The sequence below is a fragment of the Luteolibacter arcticus genome, assembly GCF_025950235.1.
Lineage (GTDB): Bacteria > Verrucomicrobiota > Verrucomicrobiia > Verrucomicrobiales > Akkermansiaceae > Haloferula > Haloferula arctica.
In genome coordinates this window covers 62,477-82,727 of record NZ_JAPDDT010000023.1, presented here as the reverse complement: position 1 = coordinate 82,727, position 20,251 = coordinate 62,477, and the positions used below count along the sequence as shown (strand labels likewise).

Here is a 20,251-nt window from a genome sequence, read left to right as displayed (position 1 = left end):
GAACCGCCAAGACGCAAAGGTCGCCAAGGGAAGAGGAGGTGCCGGGTGATCAGTGATCGGTGATCAGTGGAACAGCCGAAGGCAGAAGAGAACGAACCGCGGAGGCGCGGAGGAGATCGCGGGCGGAAGGTCGGGGATGGGGAGAAGTTGAACCGCCAAGACGCAAAGGTCGCCAAGGGAAGAGGAGGTGCCGGGTGATCAGTGATCGGTGATCAGTGGAACAGCCAAAGGCAGGCCGATCTCTTTTGATGGTCCGGCGGCGGTGCTTGACCTTTGCGGCTTTGCGGTGGGCTTGGTGAGCCGGGCCTTCCGAGGACTCAGCTACTGCGAGTCTCGTACTAAGAAGTGAGCCGGGCGAAATTCCGAGGCTTTCAGAATTCAGAGGTGACTTTGAATCCATCGGCCCGGCTCGTCCGGCTCTGGTTTACAGGTCGCATGGATGGGAGGAGGTGCAAATGGATTTTTTTGGCGGGGTTTTCCGGACGATGGATGGAACCGCAAAGACGCAGAGGTCGCAAAGGGACGCGGAGAAGGAGATGATCTTGGGGCAGAGAGATTGGAGGCGATTGGGATGAAGCCGATCTTCTTTCCATCCTCCGCGATCCTCCGCGGCCTCTGTGCCCCCTGTGCCCCCTGTGCCCCCTGTGCCCCCTGTGCCCCCTGTGCCTCAGCGGTAAGCTTGATCGATCCGGCCTTTCGTGGACTCAGCTACTGCGAGTCTCGTACAACGAAATGAGCCGGGCGATATTTCTAAACTTTCAGGATTCAGAGGTGACTTTGAATCCATCGGCCCGGCTCGTCCGGCTCTGGTTTACAGGTCGCATGGATTTGTGGGGGCGCAAATGGTTTTTTGATGGGGGTGTGGGATCTATTTTGCCTTTGTCAGCTCGGTAATCCCGCCGTCCGGGCGGAATGAATTCCGCGCTCCCAGTGGGCTGTGGCGAGGTCTTCCGGGCTGCTTTGGATTTCGTCCTGTTTCGCTTGGTTGGTGGTTTTCTACCTACGCTGGGCTGGTGAAGACGGAAGCACCCGGGTGCTTCCCCGCAGCAGGGCTGCTGGCATCCGGCGGCAGCAGGGCTGCGCGCAGTCCGGGTCTCCGACGACTGGTGCGGAGCACTCCCATTCTTCCGCCGACTTCTGACCTCTGACTTCTGACTTCCGCCACTGAAGGCGAGCATTGGGGGACCATTCGGGCCGGTCTGAAGACCGGCGCTCCCGGGTCAGCTCGGGCCGGTGATGATGGGGAAGATGCCGTAGGCCAGGCCAGTGGCGAGGGTGGCGAGGGAGATGACGGCGGCGGTCTTTGCGGCGATGGAGGCGCGGGACCACCAGCGGAGGCAGGCGGTGATGAGGGCGCGGGCGCGGAGCTCGAGCCAATCGAGCACGACGGCGATGCGACGGGAGACGTCGGCGAGGAGGCCGGCGCCGATGACGAGGAGCGGGAGACCGGGGCCAGGGATGATGCAGAAGAGGATGCCGGCGGCAATGAGGAGGACGGCGGCGAGGGGCTTGAGGAATCGCGTCCACGTGGAGCGGCCGGAGCGGGCTTCGCGATTCCGCTCATAGCGGTCCTGGAAGCGCTTGCCGGGGCGGCTGCGCTTGAAGTCGCGCCAGCTTTGTTTGAGGGCTTCGAACATGCTTGTTCCGGGCTTCTTCTAACAGACACGGGTTTTGGGGTTCGTCAAACGGAGGTGGTGGCGGATGTGAGATGGTGGATGGTGGATGGTGATTCTGGAAGCTAACAGAAGTTGGCCCATCTGTGTTCATCTGCGTCATCTGTGGTGGATGCCTTTCGATTCCAGGGGGCGTCGAAGGGGCTGGGGAATTTTAACCGCAGATTACGCAGATTGACGCAAATTGACGCAGATTGAAGAGGGGATGTTGGATGTTGGATGGTTGCGGGGGGGCGGCTTGGATTGAGAAGTGGAAGCGGCGATACATTGCGGAGGTCGCCCAGCCGGAATGGCGCAGCCATTCCGCTAGGGGGCGAGAGGGGCTACGGGGCGGAGGGATTTCCGGCGGCTTTGAGAGGTGCTTCGACCGCATGCGGAGCGTGCGGACCAGTTTGGCACGGTGTCGCGGCGCGCAGGAACGCGCGGGGCGTGAGTTTGAATCGGTGCTTGATGAAGGGCGAGATGCGGGGCTCGGGAATCGCGAGGGCCGCAAAGAATCCGATAGCTCCGGAGGCGGCCCGCGTAGATGATCGGTGAAGCACTTTGGCATCCAGCATAACCATGAAGCTATTATCAATCCTCGGCGCCTCGTTCGCTATGATCCAGTCCGGGATGGCGGGGGAGTCTGCTTTGACGACAACGTGGCATCCGCTCGATGGCCTGGGATCGGGGAAGATCCAGATCGTGCCCGTGGCGTGTCACCATTGGTATGCCCACGGCGGGTCCACGGCGGTGGGCCTCATGAATCTGGTGAACGTGCCGCCGACCGACAATCCGAAGGAGGCGACGGAGGACCTGAACCTTGCCTCGGTATGCAAGGTGAGGTTTTCCACCAGTGATCTCGGCGACCCTCGTGCTCCGCTGGAGGTGAAGATGGATGTGACGGGTTTCGCGGTGCCGAGACGACATGATCATCCGCGGGAGGATGTCATCCGCGCCTGTATCGAGTGCCTCCGGCGCTGCCTGCCGGAGAAGCTATCCAAGACGCCGCTGACCGTGAAGGGGGCGGACGGGGATAGGGAATGGATCGGTGCGATTGTGAAGGAGTTCAATGGCCATGATCGCTCGAAGGTCTTCTTCATGCCGGAGACTTGAGGGTGGGATGTGAGGAGGGGATGGACAATGAGAGGATTGTGTGGAGATTCGAAGAGGTCTGCGCGGATCCCGAATTGTAAGTGAAGCCTTCAGGGACCGTTCGGCGGGCCAGCGGCCCGCGGTCCCAGCGACCTGACCTAACATGATAATGACCCCGCGCCCGATCTACCGCTGGAAGAGTTTTTGGCTGGGCGTCGTGGTGCTGGGGTTCCTTGCTTGGGCGTGGGGGCGGTCGATGGGGAATACGGATGGCTTCATGTGGTGGAGCCCGGGGGTGGCCGTGATGGGTGGGCAGAGTGCGGGGCAGGTCCATCTGGCGTGGGATGGTTCACGGCCGTATCCGGCGGGGCAGATGGTGTGGATCCATGAGCCGATCTCGACAGTGGGTGAGCCGCGATTTCCGCAGGGGTGGGTGTGGGAGAGGTATCCGCGGCAGATCCAGGTGGCGGTGGCGCATTGGCTGGTGATGGGGGTGTTCGCTGTCGCTTGGGCGGGGTTTCTGGGGTGGCGGTGGCGGAGGGGATTGGAGATTGGGTGATTGAGTGATTGAGAGAATGGGTCGACTTGAGGCAGCACTCTGCGAACTCTGGCAGCCGGTGATCGAGCGGCTGGAGGCGGAGGCGATGCGTGCCGGGGGGATCGCGGTCATCCACGCCGGGGTGGTGGATGGCATGGAGCCGCTCTTCTCGCTGGGGATTTGTTGCGAGTCCGCCCGGGTCGCGGATTCTGCGGTGACTTTCTCGCTCTGTATCGCCTGCGTGCGGGGGAATGCGGGAGACCCTGGCACGGTGCGGGGAACGGTGGGGTGGTTCCGGACGATGTCCGACTACGGGGATGATCGCCATCCGGGCTATGCCATCTGGTTGCGGGAAACGCCGTGCTTTTCCTTGGAAGACCCGGAGGCGCCGGCGAGGATGGAGCGATGGCTTCCGCGGCTGGAGCGTGAGATGCGGAGGTGCATCCGGAAGGGCGTGCCACCGGGGGAACTTGAGGTGGCGCTGCGGAGGCTTTTGCGGATGTCGCGTGGAAGGCAGGAGATGCCGCTGATGAGTGAAATGAAAAGAGCTGCCCGGGGTGGCGAGGGGTGAGGGGCGCGTGCCTCGCGCGGGCGGGATGCGGAGGAGGATGGACTGCGGGTGCCCGCTATGGTTGGCTCTTTCTCATGAGAGTGTCGCGGGGAGGAATGAAGCGCTTCGGGTCCGCGGTGGTGATGCTGGCGTGGGCGGGAGGGCTTGGGTCGTGTGGCACCGACTATGATCGGGAGCGGGTGACGCTGGTCCGCGGTGAGGCGCATCGTGGATACAAGCTGACGAAGGTGGAGCGGGACGGGGTGCGGCTGGCGAGGGTTTCGACGGAGGAGCGGGATGGGTCGACTTTCTATTCGGTGGCGGGGCGATCGCACATGGGCGGTTCGCATTCACTGGGGAATAATGAGCACTTGAAGATTCTCGCGGTGGATCCGGGAGCGCAGAGGGCGGAGCTGGAGTTCAGTTGGCTGGATTGGGTGGGTCCGCTGACGATGCCACCTTTCTAACAGGTGGGTTGGTGGGTTGGGGCGTCCGGTCTGTCCAAAGCGACAGTAAGGTCGCTGCTCCTTATGTGCGGGTGGACCCGGGGCGACGCTGCGCTTGCCCCGGGCTGAGGGATGTCGCGCCGTTGGCGCTGGGGAGGGTGAGGGAGGGCTGAGGAGGGCTGGAGGATGTTGTGTGGTTGGCGTTGGAGAGGATCCGGAGAGGCCGGGGATTCTGCAGAAGTGGTGCGTGGAAGGTGGTCACGCGTGATGGAAGCCGAAGGCTCTGGGACTGCTGCGGTGATCCGCTGCTTTTCGAGTGGAGGATGGGGTGCGCTGCCAGGGTGGGAGGAGACGATCCTGGAGGGTCGCTTTTGGCCGTTGTGAGGTGCGGGCGTCACCGTGCATTCGAGAGCTGCGAATGATCGCAGCAGTCCGAGGGACTTCGGCGTCCATCGCGGGTGGGCACAAGGAGAGGCCGGCGGCATGAGCGCGGCGAAGCAGTCCGAGGGCGGCTGCGCCGCGGTGATGGGGCGGACGGCCGGGGAGATTGCGGACCACGATGAATGTACGGTGGCGTGCGGTGTGCCGTGGTGGCTTGTCCCGGGGCGACGCGAAGCTTGCGCCGGGCTGAGGGGTGGCGCGGCGTGGGCGCTGGGGAGGTCGTTCCCGGACCGTCCGCGCGTGGTGCCTTGGGCTGGGGAGGCCGGTCTGTCCAAAGCGACAGTAAGGTCGCTGCTCCTTATGGGCGCGGGGTGCGGCGTGCCGTGGTTGGGATCAGTGCTGGATCGTGCGGGGAGCGGCGATGGCGAGCTTGCCGGTGTCCTTGGCGAGGGAGAGGTAGAGGGCTTCGCGGATGGATTTGTTAGATGCGGGGTCGTGGCGGGTGCGCTCGAGGCGGACGTGGACGGTGTGGCCGCCGAGCTGGGGGTAGCCGGCTTCTTGGCGGAGACTGATGCCGGTGAGGGGGAAGTCCTGGAGGTGCGCTAGCTGCGCGGGGGGGAGGGTGTGGGTTTTGCCAAAGGCGGTGAGGGTGAGTTTTTGCCAGGTGCCGTCGGGGTGCTGGGTGGCATCGAGGATGACGGTGCCGGCATGGTCGTTTGGCTGGGACTTGAGGGTGATGGAGGCGAGGGGGACGAATTCTTCCTCGGAGGCGAGGGATGTGGGGGTGGTGAAGGTGAACGCGAGAAGGGTGGTGGCGAGGAGGAGGAGTTGGGTGAGGGAATTCGGTTTCATGGGGTGGTGAGTGGATGGGGTTGGGGATGCGAGGTTGGGGATGTGGTCTGGCAAGGGATGTTGAGGGAAAGCGGCGTGGGGTGGGTAAAAGGTGTGTAAATGATGGGGCGGGCAAGTGACGGTTGTTTCCAAGAGGTCGCGCGTGATGGAAGCCGAAGGCCCTGGGACTGCTGCGGTGATCCGTAGCTTTCTGAGCGGAGGGTGAGGTGCGCGGCTCTGGTGGGACGAGGCGATCCTAGAGGGTCGGTTCGGTCCAATGGATGGGCGGTCTCGACCGTGCACTCGAGAGCTGCGAATCATCGCAGCAGTCCGAGGGCCTTCGGCGTCCATCGCGGGTGGGCACAAGGAGAGGCCGGCCGCGGTGATGGTGCGGGCTTGTGGGGTGGGGCCAGTGGGGGGGCTTGATGGTGGGGTCCATTCGAAGGATGAATGGCACGCGTGGCGGAGAAGAAGTCAGCAGGCTCGCGGTCGCTGCGGGGGAAGGCGTGCGGGTATCGTGCGGAGTTTGCGGGGCAGGTGGAGAAGCTGTGCCGGCTGGGGGCTTCGGCGGAGGAGTTGGCGGATTTTTTCGGGGTGACGGTGGAGAGGATGGAGGCTTGGAAGGGGGAGCATGCGGAGTTTGGCGAGGCTGTTAGACGGGGGCAGATGTTGGCGGATGCGGAGGTGGCGGACCGGCTGTACCTGCGGGCGCGGGGCTACACGCATGAGGCGGTGAAGGTGATGTCGCGCGGGGGGAAGGAGGAGCCGGTGTCGGTGCCGTATGAGGAGCACTACGCGCCGGATACGACGGCGTGCATTTTCTGGCTGAAGAACCGCCGGCCGGACTTGTGGCGGGACAAGGTGTCCGATGATGGCGCGGGGAGGAAGGGGAGCGCGATGGAGCTGACGGTGGGGCCGGAGGCGCTGGCGGCGATCGAGCAGGTGATGGGGCACGCGGGGAAGGTGACGGCGCCGGAGGGAGAGGCGAAGAAGTGTGCCGGGTGATCAGTGATCGGTGATCAGTGAAAGGCACGGGAAGTGCCGGGTGATCAGTGATCGATGAAAGGCATCGGGGATGGGGAGGGAACGAACCGCGGAGGCGCAGAGGTCGCAGAGAGAGCGCGGAGGTCGGGGATGGGGAGTTGTTGAGCGGCCAAGACGTGAAGTGCGCGAGGAAGGATGGTGGTGGATGCCGTTCGATTCCAGGGGGCGTTAGGGTGGCTGGAGAATTTCAACCGCAGATTACACAGATTGACGCAGATTGAAGAGGGGAGGATTGGATGGTGGATAGTGGATGAAAGGCATCGGGGATGGGGAGGGAACGAACCGCGGAGGCGGAGAGGTCGCAGAGAGAGCGCGGAGGTCGGGGATGGGTGGGTGTGAACCGCCAAGACGCCAAGTGCGCCAAGGGAAGACATTGTGCCGGGTGATCAGTGATCGGTGATCAGTGGAAAGGCAGGGCGTTCTGCGAGCCGCAAGGAGAGGTAGCGGGTAGCGAATAACCAATAACCAATAACCAATCGGGATGGTGGCCGGTTGCAGTGCGCGCGACAGTAAGGTTGTCCGGAATGAAGGAATTGGCCCGGACCACTTCCGCTGCGCTCCACTTGCGGCTCCTTATTTATGAAGCTGACTCCATGGCAGTGGGCGATTGCCCGTGGTCGCGGGCTTTACCCTTGGCAGGTGGAGGCGTTGGAGGCGTTTGGGCGGGGGTATCCTACGGCGGTGGCGACTTGTAACGGGGCGGGGAAGACTACCGTTGTCGCGGGGAATGCGGTGGATTGGTTTTTCCATAGGCATCCGCGGGGGAAGTTGGTGGCGACTTCATCGAGCTTCAATCAGCTGCAGAATCAGACTTGGCCGGCGTTGGCTTCGCGGTTGCCGGAGGGGTGTGCGATCCGGCGTGGGTCGGCGCCGTTGCGGATCGAGACGCCGTGGGGCGGGGTGGGGACGGGCTTTTCTTCGCGGGAGGCGGGGCGGGCGGAGGGGTGGCATCCCACGGTTTCGGCGGAGGTGGATCCGGTGATGCTACTGATCGACGAGGCGAAGACGGTGCCGGATGCGATTTGGGCGGCATTTGATCGATGCACGCTGGCGTATCAACTGATCATCTCGTCGCCGGGGCCGGCGCATGGGAGGTTCTTCGAGTGCTTTCACTCGCTGCGGAAGTACTACTGGACGCGGCAGGTGGCATCGGCGGAGTGCCCGCACATCGGGGGGTGGAAGCGGGAGCGGGACAGGGAGATCCACGGGGAGGCGAGTGACTTGTATCGCTCGATGCATCTGGGGGAGTTCACGGAGGGCGGGGAGTTCCTGATCATCACGCCGGTGGCGCTGCGTGCGGCGCTGGACCTGCAGCCGCGGAGTCCGCATGCGGGGGAGGTGACGGCCTTCTGCGACTTCGCGCGGGGGCGGGATGAGAATGTGCTGGCGATCCGACGGGGGAATGAGGTGCGGGTCATCCAGGCGTGGCGGGAGAAGGACGGGGTGCAGGCTGTTAGGCGGTTCATCCGGTTGCTGAAGGAGAATACGTTCACGCCGGTGCCGCCGGGTGGGACGTGGGGGGATGCGGATGGATTGGGCGGGCCGATGGTGGATATTTTCCGCGATGAGGGGTTTCCCATTCATGAATTCCATGGGGGGCAGGCGGCGTGCGATGGGGTGAACTATGCGAACCTGATTTCGGAGGTGTGGCTGCAGGGGGTTCGGAAGATCGAGCGCGGGAGCGTGCATGTGGGGGAGCTGGATGCGGAGGTCTTCCGGCAGATGACGACGCGTTACCTGGGCTATGCGGCGAACGGGAAGAAGCGGATCGAGAGCAAGGAGGATATGCGGAAGCGCGGGGTGGCTTCGCCGGACCGGGCGGATGCGTTGCTGGGGGCGATCATGGTGGGGAGCCATCTAACAGGGGCGGTGGGGGATGTGAGGGAGGTGCTTGGGGGGGAGTCGGAGTTTGCGATGGGGGTGGTGAGGTTCTAACAGAGGTGACAGGTGGGGCCGGGGGAAGTGCCGGGTGATCAGTGATCAGTGATCGGTGAAAGGCATCGGGGATGGGGAGGGAACGAACCGCGGAGGCGCGGAGGTCGCAGAGAGAGCGCGGAGGTCGGGGATGGGTGGGTGTTTAACCGCCAAGACGCGAAGTGCGCCAAGGGAAGACATTGTGCCGGGTGATCGGTGATCAGTGATCGGTGATCGGTGAAAGGCATCGGGGATGGGCGGGAACGAACCGCGGAGGCGCAGAGGTCACAGAGAGCGCGCGGAGGTCGGGGATGGGTGGGTGATTGAACCGCCAAGACGCCAAGTGCGCCAAGAAGGACGGTGGCGGAGAGCGGTGGAAGGCAGCGCGGTCCTTCTCAAATGCCGTAGTGATTCTGGGGTCCAACTGCAGTTGGCCAATCTTCTTCATCTGTGTTGATCTGCGTTATCTGTGGTTGATGCATTTCGATTCAAGGCGGCCTCGAAGTGGCTAGAGAATTTCAACCGCGGATTACACAGATTGACGCAGATTGAAGAAGGGATGATGGATGGTGGATGGTGGTCTGTCCAGGCGGGCCAGAGGCCTGCGGTCCCAGGGGGGCATTCAAGCGGTGAAGAGCAGCGGGGTCTTTCTCAAATACCTTGGGCATTTCGGGGGTCCAACTGCAGTTGGCCAATCTTCTTTATCTGTGTTCATCTGCGTTATCTGTGGTTGATGCATTTCGATTCAAGGCGGCCTCGAAGTGGCCGGAGAATTTCAACCGCGGATTACACAGATTGACGCAGATTGAAGAGGGGATGATGGATGGTGGTCTGTCCAGGCGGGCCAGAGGCCTGCGGTCCCAGTGGGGGCACTCAAGCGGTGAAGAGCAGCGGGGTCTTTCTCAAATACCTTGGCTATTCTGGGGTCCAACTGCAGTTGGCCAACCTTCTTCATCTGTGTTCATCTGCGTTATCTGTGGTTGATGACTTTCGATTCAAGGCGGCGTGGAAGTGGCTGGAGAATTTCAACCGCAGATTACACAGATTGACGCAGATTGAAGAGGGGATGGTTGGGTGGTGGGTGGAACTAACCGCAGGGGGCGCAGAGGTGGCGTAGGATTGGAGGTCGTGGCGGGGCATCGGTTGCAGTGCACAGCGACAGTAAGGTCGATGCTCCTTACGGGCGTGGGCATGGGGGGCCACTCGATCGGATAGCGTGGGGAACGGGGGGAGGGCAGGATGGCGGCAAATGACTGACGTGCTGCATGCCATCGAGGAGTGGACGGGGCACCGGTCGCCAAGGAATCGGATCATGAACATGAAGAAGCTTCGCAATTGGCTGGCGGCGGCGGCGGCGCTGGGGGAGTCGCTGGCGATCCTGGATCTGAAGGGGGTGGCGCCGCTGTTGCCGGATGGCTGGGCGGTGTGGGTGGCGGGGGTGCCGACCTTCGCCGCGCTGGTGGTGCATGTGGTGAAGGCTTTCGGCGATTCGCTGGGGAAGCTGGATGAGCCGGAGGTCTAACAGATTACTTTTCGACACTATGAAGATGAAACTGAAACTGAATCCGGGATGGAGTGTTCGGACCTTGATGTTGTCTGCTGCGGCGGTGGCCGTGGCGTCGTGCTCGGTGTCTTGTGAGGGGCTGAGCTTTTCGCTAACGCCGGATGGGAAGTTCAGCGTGATGGGGAGCATTCCGCCGCCGAGGGAGCCGGTGGTGGTGGGGAAGGGGAAATAGCGGCGGCAAATCACCAATCATCAATCTTCCAATCACCAATCGAAGTGGGTGGGGGAAGGAGGGTGGGTCTGGTGGGGGCGCGGGGAAATAGCGGAAGCGAATCACCAATCACCAATCTTCCAATCACCAATCGAAGTGTGTGGGGAGTGAGGGTGGGTCTGGTGGAGGCGGCGCGGGGTGTGTCGGGCTGGGAGGGTGGGTTCGCCGGGCTATCCAGGTGGGATGAATCCCGCGTTCCCAGTGAGGGGTGCGGGCTCTTCCCGAGGGCTTCGGGCCTGGCTACCACGGAGGCGCAGAGGGAAGGCGGGAGATCACAGGGAAAGGCAAGGGAGAAGAGTCATGAATGAATACAGATGCCCGTTTGATTCCACCTCTGTGGTCTCCTGCCTTTTCTCTGTGGCTCTGTGGTGAATGGGAACGAAGCCGTGGACTCTCGCCTCACTTTGGGTGGGGCGGATCCAAGAAGCTGTCTGAAAAAGATCTTCGGAGCCGAGGGTCCTTGAGCTTCGGGGTGGAGAAACCAAGGCAAAGGGGCGGGACGCCCCTTGAACGGACTGGGGCAAGATGTCCCAGCTACATGCTCAATGCGGAATCTAACAGAAACGTGATCGGATCATCATGAATGCGGACCGGATCAAGGCGATTCAATCGAAGGTGGGGACGACGGTGGATGGGTTCTGGGGGCCGAAGTCGATCTTCGCTTGCCAGCTTTACTTGCAGCGACTGATGGACTCGTCGTCTAACAGATGGCCGGGGACGGATCAGGCGTCGCTGACGCGCTTCTATGGGGCGGCGGGGGATGAGTCGCGGCTGGTGATGATCGGGCTGCCGGGGTGCACGCGATACGATGGGGTGCCGGTGACGCGGACGCGGGTGAATGGGCGTTGTGCGGAGAGTCTGGAGCGGGTGCTGGATGCGCTGGCGCGGACGCATGCGGAGGTGCTGGGGGAGTTCGCGGGGGTCTTCAATCACCGGCCTATGCGTGGGGGGACGACGCCATCGCTGCATGCGCGCGGGGCGGCGATCGATCTGGCGCCGGATACGAATGGGAACCGGATGCATTGGCCGCTGGCGGCGGACATGGCGTTCGAGGTGATGGAGGCGTTTGCGCGGGAGGGCTGGCTGAGTGCGGGGGGCTTCTGGGGGCGGGATGCGATGCACTTCCAGGCGACGCGGTGAAAGGCAAATCACCAATCACCAATCACCAATCTTCCAATCACCAATCGAAGTGTGTGGGGAATGAAAGTGGATCGATTGGGAGCGCGGGATTTTTCCGGCTTGGAGGAGGGACCCGGATGCGGGGTTTGTGGAGGTTGGACTAGGATGTATAGGATGGATGGGATGGATGGAAATGCTGGGGAAGTGCGGAGGAACTCCGGAATCGCGCCATCAATGGGACCTCAAGAGGAAACGGCTATTCTTCTTAATCTGTGTCCATCTGCGTGATCTGTGGTTGATGCCTTTGGTCTTGGAGGCGCGTGGAAGTGGCGGGAATCATTTAACCGCAGATTGCGCAGATTGACGCAGATAAAGGCAAATTGGCGGTGATGGGGGTGAGTTCGTCGGTCTGGGTTCGAAGGTCTTTTTGATCCTATCCATCCTATCCATCCTGGTCCTGGAGAATTCAATTCGATCGCTTTGAAACTGATGAATGCTTTGGCCAATGCGCTTGAGACGGCGGCGAATGTGGAGCTGCCGATCGTGTGGGTGCTGGGGATCGTGGGTTCGCTGGCGACGGTGGTGACGGTGCTGGCGAAACTGATCTATAGCATGATGAACCGGCAGATCGATGTGCTGACCAAGCAGATCGAGCGGCTGCAGGGGCGGGTGGACAAGCTGCAGCGAGGGTGCGGGGCGGGCGGGTGTGCTTGGCGGATGGCGGGGAATGTGCCGGGTGATCGGTGATCGGTGATCGGTGATCAGTGATCAGTGATCAGTGATCAGTGTAAGGCATCGGGGATGGGCGGGTGATTGAACCGCCAAGACGCGAAGGTCGCCAAGGAAAGGCGGGGGATGGTGGATGAATTGCGTCGGACTGGTGCGGGGAACGAACCGCGGAGGCACGGAGGTCGCGGAGAGAGCGCGGAGGCCGGGGATGGGTGGGTGAGGGAACCGCCAAGACGCCAAGGTCGTCAAGGAAAGGGGCTGGATGGTGGATGCGGGGTGTGGGTGCCAGTGAGCGATGGAAAGCGGTGGACTGGTGCGGATGACGGGATGGACGGACTTTGCGATCGGGGCGAGCCAGATGATCGCGGGGCAGGCGAGCTTGGACTGATGCGGTTGTTCGCTGCGTTTGACTGAAGGGTGAGGTGGGCTGCCCTGGTCTGGTGGAGTGAAGGGAGCTTTCGGGATCGCCGCGGACCTTGGAGAGTAGCGGGCATTGTCCTGCATTCGAGAGCTGCGGATGACCGCAGCAGTCCGAGGGCGGCTGCGCCGCGGTGATGGGTCAGGCTGTAGTGAAAGTGCGGGGATGAAGGGGAAGCGGAGCGGTCAGGTGCTGCGGCGGGCCGGAGGCGCCGCGGTCCCAGGGGCATGGCGGTTCATTCGCTGGTATCGCCAGGCGAGGAAGCCCAGCCATGGAATGAGGAAGAGGAGGGTGAGGAACCAGTAGGCGACCGAGAAGGAAAGCTTGGGAAAGTGGTGGTCGGCAAGCCGTCGGACTTGGACGGGCCGGGTAAAGAGTTCTCCTTCCGCAGCCGGGCCGGGTGAGGCGCTTTGGATTTGAAGTCCGGCACCGTGTCCGAGCTCCTCAATCAAGCTGACCTCCAGGAATCCACCATCGTCGCAGAGAAGCAGCACGTCGCGAGATCCCGACCACCAAATGCTCGAGGTGCCGAGACTGGATCGCCATCCGGACCAGCAGAGAAAGGCGAGCCACATGACGCCGAGCCAGAAGGACTTCCAGCGGTAGAAGGGGCGCGGGGGCATTGGGGAAGAAGAAATCATCAATCATCAATCTTCCAATCACCAATCGGAGTGCCGCTGCGCGGGGATGGGGAGGTGGGTGGCGATGCGGACTTGGAGAGGTGGGCGAGGGGTGTCGGGTGCTGCTGCGGGCCGGAGCTTGTCGGCTCCGTTGGAGATTTGAATCAGGCCGACTACCTCCGCTGCGCTACGGTTCCGCGGTCCCAGGGGCTTGGCGTTTCATGCGCTGGTGTCGCCAGGTGAGGTAGGCGGTCCATGGGATGAGGAAGAGGAGGATGAGGAACCAGTGGGCGAGGTGGCAGATGCGAACCGCGAAGCCAGGTTGCTTGAAGGTCTTGAACTCGATTGGCAGTGAAGGGGATCGCGGTATGTAGCTCCAATCGAAACCGGCGGGGTACATCAGGGCGAGAGTCACGGTCGAATCAGTGCTCAAGACGGTCCAAGAGGCATTCGCCGCCATGAATCCAATTTGATCAAAATCGCCATAAGAGCGGTGCCAAGCCCAGCCGAGAAATAGGAGGATGAGGATTCCAAGCCAAAAGGACTTCCAACGGTGGATGGGGCGGCTGGGCATGGGGTGCCCGGAGAGGTGGTGATCCGCCGGGGACGATGGCGGGAGAGGGGTGTTAGAAGCCATCGAGCTTCTTGGCTTCTTCCTTCTCGTCTTGTTGCCTCTGATGGTCGGTATGTTCCTCGGAGGCGATGATCAGGTTGTCGTCGTCACTGTGGTAGAGAGCGAAGGCCTTGCCGTCGGCGCGAAACCACGCGATCCTGTTGAGATCTTCATCGTCCTCATCTTCCTTCCACTGAGAGCCTTCACCATTGGCTTTCAGGATGGCATCTCGTTCGTGTGCCAAGAAGAAGCCTTTGCCTTCAGGCTCTGAATCGGGAGGTTTCGGGATGAAGATGAGTCTCGCTGCCTTGCCCTTCCAGAAGGTGACCAGGATCAGGATCCCGTCTTTCTTGTAGTCGGCCTGATCTCCATCTACTTCGATGGGCTTTCCATAGCGCTTGTCGCACTGGGCCCTGGTCTCGCCGAAGCCGCCGAAGTCCTTGAGTTTCTCGGCTTCTTGTCTTTCCGTCTCTTTCTCCATCTCTGCTTCGGCGTCGGTGTCGGAAAGTATCAACCTCTTGTCGTAGTAGGACGCATCAGCTTTGCTGTCGGAGCGTTTCCAAGCAAGATCCTGGAAGGGATTATCCTCCTCCGACTGCCGTTTCCATTCGGATGTGCCGCTGCTCGCCTTGAGAAGGACATCCATTTCGGCTTGGGAAAGGGAGGCACGTTTTTCCGCCTCCCAATTCGAGTTGTCGAGATCCGGAGCTCCGGGCGTGGGCTTGGCGATGTAGAGGATGGCGGCCTTGTCCTTCCAAAAGAGGATGGCGATTTCGAGGCCTCCCTTGAGATAGACGGGCTTGCCACTGGCGGTGGTGCGGACGGGCTTGCCGTAGCGGGCTTCGCAGTCGGCCTTGGTTTCGCCGAGGCGGGCGAGGGAGGGGAGGGCGGTGAGGAGGAGGATGAGCAGGGTGTGCTTCATGGGGGATTTTGGAGGGGAAAATTCGGGAGATAGATGGAGGATGGCGGGGGTTTTGGCGAGTTCTGTTTTGGAAGGTGCGAGGCGTCGGCGCCGGCTTGGGTTGAAGAGGGATCGACAACGAAATCGACGAAAGGGACGATAGGAAAGGCAAGGGGGAAGTGACGGGTGGTCCCCCTTCGCTGAAGCTATGGAGGACAGGTCGGTGATCAGTGATCGGTGAAAGGCATGGGGGATGGGGATGGAAAGAACCGTGGAGGCGCAGAGGTCGCGGAGAGAGCGCGGAGGTCGGGGTTGAGTGGGTGATTGAACCGCCAAGACGCGAAGGTCGCCAAGGAGAGAGGAGGAGTAGGGGAAGTGCCGGGTGATCGGTGGTGATCAGTAAGAGGCATCGGGGATGGGTGGGGAGAACGAACCGCGGAGGCGCGGAGGTCGCGGAGGGATCGCGGAGGAAGATCTTTCGCTGGAGGGGCGCGGAGGTCTAGCTTCGGGCAGGGGAGCATTCCATGAGCACTGATAGGGAGAGATTGACCGCGGAGGGGAAGCGGATGCGTGTGGAGTATGGGGAACTCTTTGCGGCGGTCTCAGGTGTGTTGTTCCGGCATGATCCCATCGAGATCAATTTCGGGGTGAATACGGACGAGTATGACTCGGAGGCGGAGACGATCCTTCCACGGCTGGGGAGCTGTCACTCGGAGGCGGACGTGCTGCGGGTGGTGCATGAGGAGTTCATGCGGTGGTTCGATAGGGAAAGTGTCGGGCCCGTGGAGCGCTATGGGGAGATGGCGCGGGAGATATGGGGCCACTGGCGGGAGTTTGATCGGGGGTGAGGGGTGGTGGGAGAGTGGGAGAGTGGGAGAGTGGGAGAGTGGGAGAGTGGGTGAGTGGGTGAGTGGGTGAGTGGGTGAGTGGGTGAGTGATGGGTTCTTGTGGGTGGAACGTGGGCGCTTGCTTGGGAGGGAGGCGGGCTTGGGGGATCGCTTCATTCCGGTGGAACGGAATGCCTGGGCGTGCATTCGGAGAGCTGCGAAGCATCGCAGCAGTCCGAGGGCGGCTGCGCCGCGGTGATGGGGCGGGCGGTTTTTGGCCGGGATTCGCCGCTAGGTTTGGTCTGCCTTGAGAACTGCTTCGGCCGCACGCGGAGCGTGCGGACCACGATGGCAGTGGGTCTGCGAGGGCTGGTTTCGGTAGTCCGGGTTTGTGACTGCTGGGGCGGAGGGGAATGGGAGGCGGTGCGGTGAGGTGCATCGGCGGGCCAGCGGCCCGCGGTCCCAGCGGCTGGGCGTTCCAGGCGTCTCTCTAACAGGTTGGGGGCCGGTCGATGGGATTCCCTGGGGAGGCGGGTGGGTGGGAGGATGCGGGGTATGGGAAATGGCTTTGGCTTTGCACCGGTGGGGAGGGGGCTGCCGCCGCGGCGTGATGGGGGTCGTGATCGTGATGGAGGTCGTGGTGGTGAACGGAATGGAGGTCGTGAACGTGATGGAGGTCGTGGTGGTGATGGGAGTCGTGGCGGGGGCTTTGGTGGGGGCTTTGGTGGGGATGGGGTTGTTTCTTCGCGGGGATACGTGGGGCCGGGGGATGCGCCGGGTGGGGCTTCTTCGCGGGGGCTGAGTGTTTCGCGGGCGGGGGCGGTGGGGGAGGAGGGGTCGATCATCGTGCCGATGGCGCGGGATCGTTTGTTAGAGATCTTCGATCGGGTGCAGCGGCCGGCGGAGGTGGCATCCACATTGGAGGGCGCTCTAACAGGCCAGCTGTGGCAGCAGCAGTTGCTCTTCCAGGCGATGATCGATACGTGGCCGCGACTGCAGAAGGCGCTGCGTGAGGTGAAGCTGGCGGCGCGGAAGGCGCCGTGGCGGATCGAGCCGCATGCGCGGCGTGGTGAGAAGCCGGGGGCGCGGGCGGAGAAGCTGGCGAGGGAGGTGGAGGAGATGGTGTGGGGGATGAAGCCGGATCCGATCCGGGGGCTGAAGGGCTTCGAGGGGACGGTGGAGGAGCTGGCGATGGGGTATTTCCTCGGGCATCATGTGCTGGAGCCGCATTGGCAGCGGCAGGGGGATGGGTGGGTGGTGCCGGTTTCGACGTTGCCGGTGCCGCCGAGGTACTATGGTTATCCGAGTTTGGAGGAGGGGCCGGACCGGTTGATGCTGGACCGGAATGGCTCGATGCTGGGGATGGGGAGTGGGGCGCTGGAGGATTTCCCGCCGCATCGATTCCTGGTGGCGGTAAATGGGGGGCATAGCGGGCATCCGGCGCAGGCGGCTCCTTTGCGGGTTTTGACGGGCTACTGGTTGGCGGCGGTGTACGGGCTGAAGTGGTTCATGCAGTTCGCGCAGTTGTTCGGGATTCCGTTCCGCTGGGCGACGTATCCGGAGGGGGATGCGAAGGCGAAGGCGGAGCTGGCGGCGATGATGAGCAACCTGGGGAGCCAGGGGTGGGCGGCCTTCAAGCAGGGGGTGGAGATGAATTTCCTGGAGAGCGGGAAGAGCGGCTCTTCACTCGCGCAGGCGGACCTGCTGAAGCTGGCGGATGAGCAGTGCGATGTCTTCATCCTGGGGCAGACCCTGACAAGTTCGCAGGGGGACCGGGGGAGCCAGGCGCTGGGGAATGTGCACATGGAGGTGCGACGCGAGGTGGTGGAGGGGGTGTGCGATTTCGTGGGCGAGATCCTGACGCACCAGTTCATCCCGGCGATCGTGGCGGCGAACTACGGTGAGTCTCGTACTGATCTGCCGCAGATGTGGGCGAAGTGGCCGGAGCCGAAGGACGAGCGCGGGATGGCGGATCGCGACAAGGCGCTAGGCCTGCTGGATGGGTCGATGCCGGTGGATAGGGCGTGGCTGTACGAGCGGCATGCGGTGCCTATGCCGGAGGAGGGTGCGGTGCTTTTCAAGGAGGAGAAGCAGAAGGCGGAGGCGGAGCCGGGGGATGGCACGCCGCCAGGGCCGGGGGATGAGCCGCTGGAGGTGGGAGACGAGGAGCTGTGGGAGCTGGGAGACGAGGAGTCGGAGGAGGAGGATCCGGACGCTGAGGGTGAAGGCCCGGTCGCGGAATGGGATGGGGATGAGGCGGGAGATGAGGATGTGGACGAGGTGGTGGAGGCGGCCTTCAATCCGAGCCAGCGGCGGGATCCAAAAGGGGCATCGACCGGGGGACGGTGGTCGGAGTCGGGGGGCGGCGGTGGCTCGGGGAAGTCGAGGTCAGCCGCTTCCGGAGGAGGTAGCTCGGGGAAATCGCGATCGACCTCGCAGGGACGTAGTAGCGCTGGAAAAGCGGGGACCGCTCCGAAGGGGGGAAAGAAGACCTACGCCCAGGCGAAGATGGGGAATGGAGGGGCGTATGGGAAGGTGAAGGGTGTGCCTGGAAATGAAGCGCATCACATTCCTCCGAAATCCGTCAGCCCGCTTTCCGAGTACCGTGGGCCGGCGATCTCCATGTCAAAGGAAGATCACGAACAGACACTCAGTTGGGGCAGTGGTCCAGAAGCCGATGCCCATCGAGCAAAACTAAAGGCATTGATTGCCAGGGGTAAATTCCGGGAGGCCCAGAAACTGGACATTGATGACATCCAAAAGCAGTTTCCCGGCAAGTATGAGCGCCAGATCAAGGAGGTGCTCGCCTACACCGAACAACTTTACAACAACGCAAAAATCAGGAATCTCCTCAAGCGATCACGACGCTCATGAAATTTGAAATCCACCATCATGAAGGGGCCGGGCCGGTCAGGTTTGGCATGACGACCACTGAGGTCCGCAAGGCACTTGGCTCCAAGTTTAAGAACGGCACACGGGGCTCGAGTCCGCAGCATCCGTACGACTACTTCAAAGAGTATGGGTGCTTCGTTTACTATAATATGGACGGTAAGATGGACGCCATCGAGTTTGGGGAGCGTGGCCAGCCAACGCTGGGAGGAGAGAATTTGCTTGGCCTGAGCTTCAAGGATCTTTTCAAGCGAATCAAGAAGCTGGATGCGGGCTTGAAGTGGGACGGGACCGGATTCATCTCCAAGAAGCTGGGTGTGGGTTCCTATGCGCCAATGGGAGATAGCGAACCGAAGAAGCCGGCTGAAGGCTTCATCGTGTTCCGGAAGGGATACTACGACAAGTGACGATTGCGGGTAGCCGCGATGAATGTGCCGCCCGGTCTTTGATGAAAGCCGGGCGGCTTTTTTGCGCGGTGGGGAGGCGGGCGGTGGTTGCTTCGAGGTGGATTTGAGGGAAGGGGGAGGGCTTGGATTGCTGAGGTTGTCGGGAGCTTTTGAGTGGAGGTGAGGTGGGCTGCTTTCGGTGGAGTGAAGGGAAGCTGGGGGAGCGCTGCAGGCTCAGGAGAGGAGCGGGCTTTGTGCTGGACTCGAGAGCTGCGGATGACCGCAGCAGTCCGAGGGCGGCTGCGCCGCGGCCATGGGGCGGTGGCTTTTGGGTGGAGGGTGGCTTGGGCGTTGTTCGGGCCGGTGATTTTCCGGAGGCTGGAGGTGATCTGTTAGGGAAACGACGGGGGCCACTGGGTGGGGTGGAGGTGAGGGCGGGGATGGGGTTTGATGGGGGGATGAGTGACGATGGGGGAAGCGTTGGATGGGTGGTGCGGGTGGTGGCTGGGATGAATCTTGAAGAGGAAGGAGTGCGGCGATGATCACGGTGGGGATTTCGACGGAGGGCCTGGGTCTGGGCGCGGAGATGGAGGGGGTCTTGGGCGTGCTGGGGGATCGGGGGGCTTTGCTCGAGGCGGCGGCGGCGGGGGTGGAGGCGCGTTGGCGGGAGCACTTGCGGGAGAGGTATGTGCCGAGGGATCGGGATGGGGTGACGTTTTGGGCGGATGTGGCGGGGTCGGTGTCGAGCGAGGTGTCGGGGTCGGGCGCGGTGGTGAAGGTGTCGGAGCTGGGGGTGCGGTTGCGCTATGAGGGCGGGACGTTGACGCCAGGGAAGGGGATCTCGAGCTACACGGGGCGGGCGACGCGGGCGCTGGCGATTCCGAGCGAGCGGGTGCCGGTGCGGGGCGGCCGGCGGATCGCGCCGGGGGAGACGGGGCCGCTGGCATTCGTGAAGGCGCGGGGCGGGGAGGTGGTGGGGTATCTCTTCGAGGGGGAGGTGAGCGGGACGATTTCGCGCGGGTCTAACAAGGGGAAGCCGCGGGTGCGGCGGAAGGGGGCGCTGCTCTACACGCTGACGATGCGGCAGGCGATGCGGGGGGATCCGGGGATCGTGCCGGAGGGTGGGGAGCTGTTAGGGGATTGGAGGGTGCCGGGTGATCGGTGAAAGGCAGGGGAAGTGCCGAGTGATCAGTGATCGGTGAAAGGCAGGGGAAGTGCCGAGTGATCAGTGATCGGTGATCAGTGAAAGGCAGGGGAAGTGCCGAGTGATCGGTGATCAGTGATCAGTGATCAGTGATCAGTGATCAGTGAAAGGCATCGGGGATGAGTGGGGGGAACGAAACGCGGAGGCGCGGAGGTCGGGGAGAGAGCGCGGAGGTCGGGGATGGGGAGGTGTTGAACCGCCAAGACGCGAAGGTCGCCAAGGAGGGACAGGGGAAGTGCCGGGTGATCGGTGATCCGTGAAAGGCACCGGGGATGGGCGGGAACGAACCGCGGAGACGCGGAGGTCGCGGAGATAGCCT

The 20,251-nt window shown here is 62.7% G+C and carries 19 protein-coding genes; 14 read left to right on the top strand and 5 right to left on the bottom strand.

Annotated features, from left to right (window positions below):
- Positions 1-1,220 precede the first annotated feature (1,220 nt).
- Complete coding sequence (locus tag OKA05_RS27410; RefSeq protein ID WP_264490416.1) at positions 1,221-1,637, bottom strand: hypothetical protein; 417 nt, start codon at positions 1,635-1,637, stop codon at positions 1,221-1,223.
- A 597-nt stretch (positions 1,638-2,234) separates the two neighbouring features.
- Between OKA05_RS27410 and OKA05_RS27405 the strand changes: the two genes are divergently transcribed.
- From OKA05_RS27405 to OKA05_RS27390, 4 genes are all read left to right on the top strand, one after another.
- Positions 2,235-2,768, top strand: coding sequence for a hypothetical protein (locus tag OKA05_RS27405; RefSeq protein WP_264490415.1), 534 nt, complete (start codon positions 2,235-2,237; stop codon positions 2,766-2,768).
- 142 nt (positions 2,769-2,910) lie between these two features.
- Positions 2,911-3,306, top strand: a complete 396-nt coding sequence (locus tag OKA05_RS27400; RefSeq protein WP_264490414.1) for a hypothetical protein — start codon at positions 2,911-2,913, stop codon at positions 3,304-3,306.
- 16 nt (positions 3,307-3,322) lie between these two features.
- Positions 3,323-3,856 carry a hypothetical protein gene (locus OKA05_RS27395; RefSeq protein WP_264490413.1) on the top strand — a complete coding sequence of 178 codons (534 nt, stop codon included), beginning with the start codon at positions 3,323-3,325 and terminating at the stop codon, positions 3,854-3,856.
- A gap of 74 nt (positions 3,857-3,930) precedes the next feature.
- Positions 3,931-4,302, top strand: a complete 372-nt coding sequence (locus OKA05_RS27390) for a hypothetical protein (protein WP_264490412.1) — start codon at positions 3,931-3,933, stop codon at positions 4,300-4,302.
- Positions 4,303-5,055: 753 nt separating this feature from the next.
- Here OKA05_RS27390 and OKA05_RS27385 read toward each other — a convergent pair.
- Positions 5,056-5,514 (bottom strand): hypothetical protein, encoded by a 459-nt coding sequence (locus OKA05_RS27385; protein ID WP_264490411.1) that lies wholly within the window; start codon positions 5,512-5,514, stop codon positions 5,056-5,058.
- A 429-nt stretch (positions 5,515-5,943) separates the two neighbouring features.
- Between OKA05_RS27385 and OKA05_RS27380 the strand changes: the two genes are divergently transcribed.
- The 5 genes from OKA05_RS27380 to OKA05_RS27360 all read left to right on the top strand — a co-directional run bounded on the left by OKA05_RS27380 (position 5,944) and on the right by OKA05_RS27360 (position 12,092).
- Positions 5,944-6,498: a hypothetical protein gene (locus OKA05_RS27380; protein ID WP_264490410.1), complete on the top strand. Its 555-nt coding sequence runs from the start codon at positions 5,944-5,946 to the stop codon at positions 6,496-6,498.
- 1,020 nt (positions 6,499-7,518) lie between these two features.
- Positions 7,519-8,472 carry a hypothetical protein gene (locus OKA05_RS27375; protein ID WP_264490409.1) on the top strand — a complete coding sequence of 318 codons (954 nt, stop codon included), beginning with the start codon at positions 7,519-7,521 and terminating at the stop codon, positions 8,470-8,472.
- 1,291 nt (positions 8,473-9,763) lie between these two features.
- Positions 9,764-9,973 (top strand): hypothetical protein, encoded by a 210-nt coding sequence (locus OKA05_RS27370; RefSeq protein WP_264490408.1) that lies wholly within the window; start codon positions 9,764-9,766, stop codon positions 9,971-9,973.
- An 832-nt stretch (positions 9,974-10,805) separates the two neighbouring features.
- On the top strand, positions 10,806-11,366 hold the full coding sequence (locus OKA05_RS27365) for a M15 family metallopeptidase (RefSeq protein WP_264490407.1): 561 nt from the start codon (positions 10,806-10,808) through the stop codon (positions 11,364-11,366).
- Positions 11,367-11,834: 468 nt separating this feature from the next.
- Positions 11,835-12,092, top strand: coding sequence for a hypothetical protein (locus tag OKA05_RS27360; protein WP_264490406.1), 258 nt, complete (start codon positions 11,835-11,837; stop codon positions 12,090-12,092).
- Between the two features lie 585 nt (positions 12,093-12,677).
- Here OKA05_RS27360 and OKA05_RS27355 read toward each other — a convergent pair.
- The 3 genes from OKA05_RS27355 to OKA05_RS27345 all read right to left on the bottom strand — a co-directional run bounded on the left by OKA05_RS27355 (position 12,678) and on the right by OKA05_RS27345 (position 14,647).
- Positions 12,678-13,115 (bottom strand): hypothetical protein, encoded by a 438-nt coding sequence (locus OKA05_RS27355; RefSeq protein WP_264490405.1) that lies wholly within the window; start codon positions 13,113-13,115, stop codon positions 12,678-12,680.
- 184 nt (positions 13,116-13,299) lie between these two features.
- Positions 13,300-13,545 (bottom strand): hypothetical protein, encoded by a 246-nt coding sequence (locus OKA05_RS27350; protein WP_264490404.1) that lies wholly within the window; start codon positions 13,543-13,545, stop codon positions 13,300-13,302.
- Positions 13,546-13,738: 193 nt separating this feature from the next.
- On the bottom strand, positions 13,739-14,647 hold the full coding sequence (locus OKA05_RS27345; protein ID WP_264490403.1) for a hypothetical protein: 909 nt from the start codon (positions 14,645-14,647) through the stop codon (positions 13,739-13,741).
- A 503-nt stretch (positions 14,648-15,150) separates the two neighbouring features.
- On the opposite strand from OKA05_RS27345, the gene OKA05_RS27340 reads away from it, so the two are divergent.
- The 5 genes from OKA05_RS27340 to OKA05_RS27320 all read left to right on the top strand — a co-directional run bounded on the left by OKA05_RS27340 (position 15,151) and on the right by OKA05_RS27320 (position 19,893).
- Positions 15,151-15,474, top strand: a complete 324-nt coding sequence (locus OKA05_RS27340) for a hypothetical protein (protein WP_264490402.1) — start codon at positions 15,151-15,153, stop codon at positions 15,472-15,474.
- A 589-nt stretch (positions 15,475-16,063) separates the two neighbouring features.
- Entirely contained in the window at positions 16,064-16,255 is a 192-nt protein-coding gene (locus OKA05_RS27335) for a hypothetical protein (RefSeq protein ID WP_264490401.1), read from the top strand.
- 50 nt (positions 16,256-16,305) lie between these two features.
- Entirely contained in the window at positions 16,306-18,327 is a 2,022-nt protein-coding gene (locus OKA05_RS27330) for a phage portal protein family protein (RefSeq protein ID WP_264490400.1), read from the top strand.
- On the top strand, positions 18,324-18,749 hold the full coding sequence (locus OKA05_RS27325) for a hypothetical protein (protein ID WP_264490399.1): 426 nt from the start codon (positions 18,324-18,326) through the stop codon (positions 18,747-18,749). The genes OKA05_RS27330 and OKA05_RS27325 overlap by 4 nt, the downstream gene beginning before the upstream one ends.
- Before the next feature lie 688 nt (positions 18,750-19,437).
- Complete coding sequence (locus tag OKA05_RS27320; protein ID WP_264490398.1) at positions 19,438-19,893, top strand: hypothetical protein; 456 nt, start codon at positions 19,438-19,440, stop codon at positions 19,891-19,893.
- The last annotated feature ends 358 nt before the right edge of the window (positions 19,894-20,251 follow it).

Coding starts and splice junctions, on each gene's coding strand:
- OKA05_RS27390 (WP_264490412.1), top strand. CDS start 3,931: ATGAGAGTGTCGCGGGGAGGAATGAAGCGCTTCGGGTCCGCGGTGGTG.
- OKA05_RS27370 (WP_264490408.1), top strand. CDS start 9,764: ATGAACATGAAGAAGCTTCGCAATTGGCTGGCGGCGGCGGCGGCGCTG.
- OKA05_RS27395 (WP_264490413.1), top strand. CDS start 3,323: ATGGGTCGACTTGAGGCAGCACTCTGCGAACTCTGGCAGCCGGTGATC.
- OKA05_RS27340 (WP_264490402.1), top strand. CDS start 15,151: ATGAGCACTGATAGGGAGAGATTGACCGCGGAGGGGAAGCGGATGCGT.
- OKA05_RS27335 (WP_264490401.1), top strand. CDS start 16,064: ATGGGGGTCGTGATCGTGATGGAGGTCGTGGTGGTGAACGGAATGGAG.
- OKA05_RS27380 (WP_264490410.1), top strand. CDS start 5,944: ATGGCACGCGTGGCGGAGAAGAAGTCAGCAGGCTCGCGGTCGCTGCGG.
- OKA05_RS27375 (WP_264490409.1), top strand. CDS start 7,519: ATGCTACTGATCGACGAGGCGAAGACGGTGCCGGATGCGATTTGGGCG.
- OKA05_RS27410 (WP_264490416.1), bottom strand. CDS start 1,637: ATGTTCGAAGCCCTCAAACAAAGCTGGCGCGACTTCAAGCGCAGCCGC.
- OKA05_RS27325 (WP_264490399.1), top strand. CDS start 18,324: ATGAAATTTGAAATCCACCATCATGAAGGGGCCGGGCCGGTCAGGTTT.
- OKA05_RS27405 (WP_264490415.1), top strand. CDS start 2,235: ATGAAGCTATTATCAATCCTCGGCGCCTCGTTCGCTATGATCCAGTCC.
- OKA05_RS27400 (WP_264490414.1), top strand. CDS start 2,911: ATGATAATGACCCCGCGCCCGATCTACCGCTGGAAGAGTTTTTGGCTG.
- OKA05_RS27345 (WP_264490403.1), bottom strand. CDS start 14,647: ATGAAGCACACCCTGCTCATCCTCCTCCTCACCGCCCTCCCCTCCCTC.
- OKA05_RS27365 (WP_264490407.1), top strand. CDS start 10,806: ATGAATGCGGACCGGATCAAGGCGATTCAATCGAAGGTGGGGACGACG.
- OKA05_RS27330 (WP_264490400.1), top strand. CDS start 16,306: ATGGCGCGGGATCGTTTGTTAGAGATCTTCGATCGGGTGCAGCGGCCG.
- OKA05_RS27385 (WP_264490411.1), bottom strand. CDS start 5,514: ATGAAACCGAATTCCCTCACCCAACTCCTCCTCCTCGCCACCACCCTT.
- OKA05_RS27360 (WP_264490406.1), top strand. CDS start 11,835: ATGAATGCTTTGGCCAATGCGCTTGAGACGGCGGCGAATGTGGAGCTG.
- OKA05_RS27355 (WP_264490405.1), bottom strand. CDS start 13,115: ATGCCCCCGCGCCCCTTCTACCGCTGGAAGTCCTTCTGGCTCGGCGTC.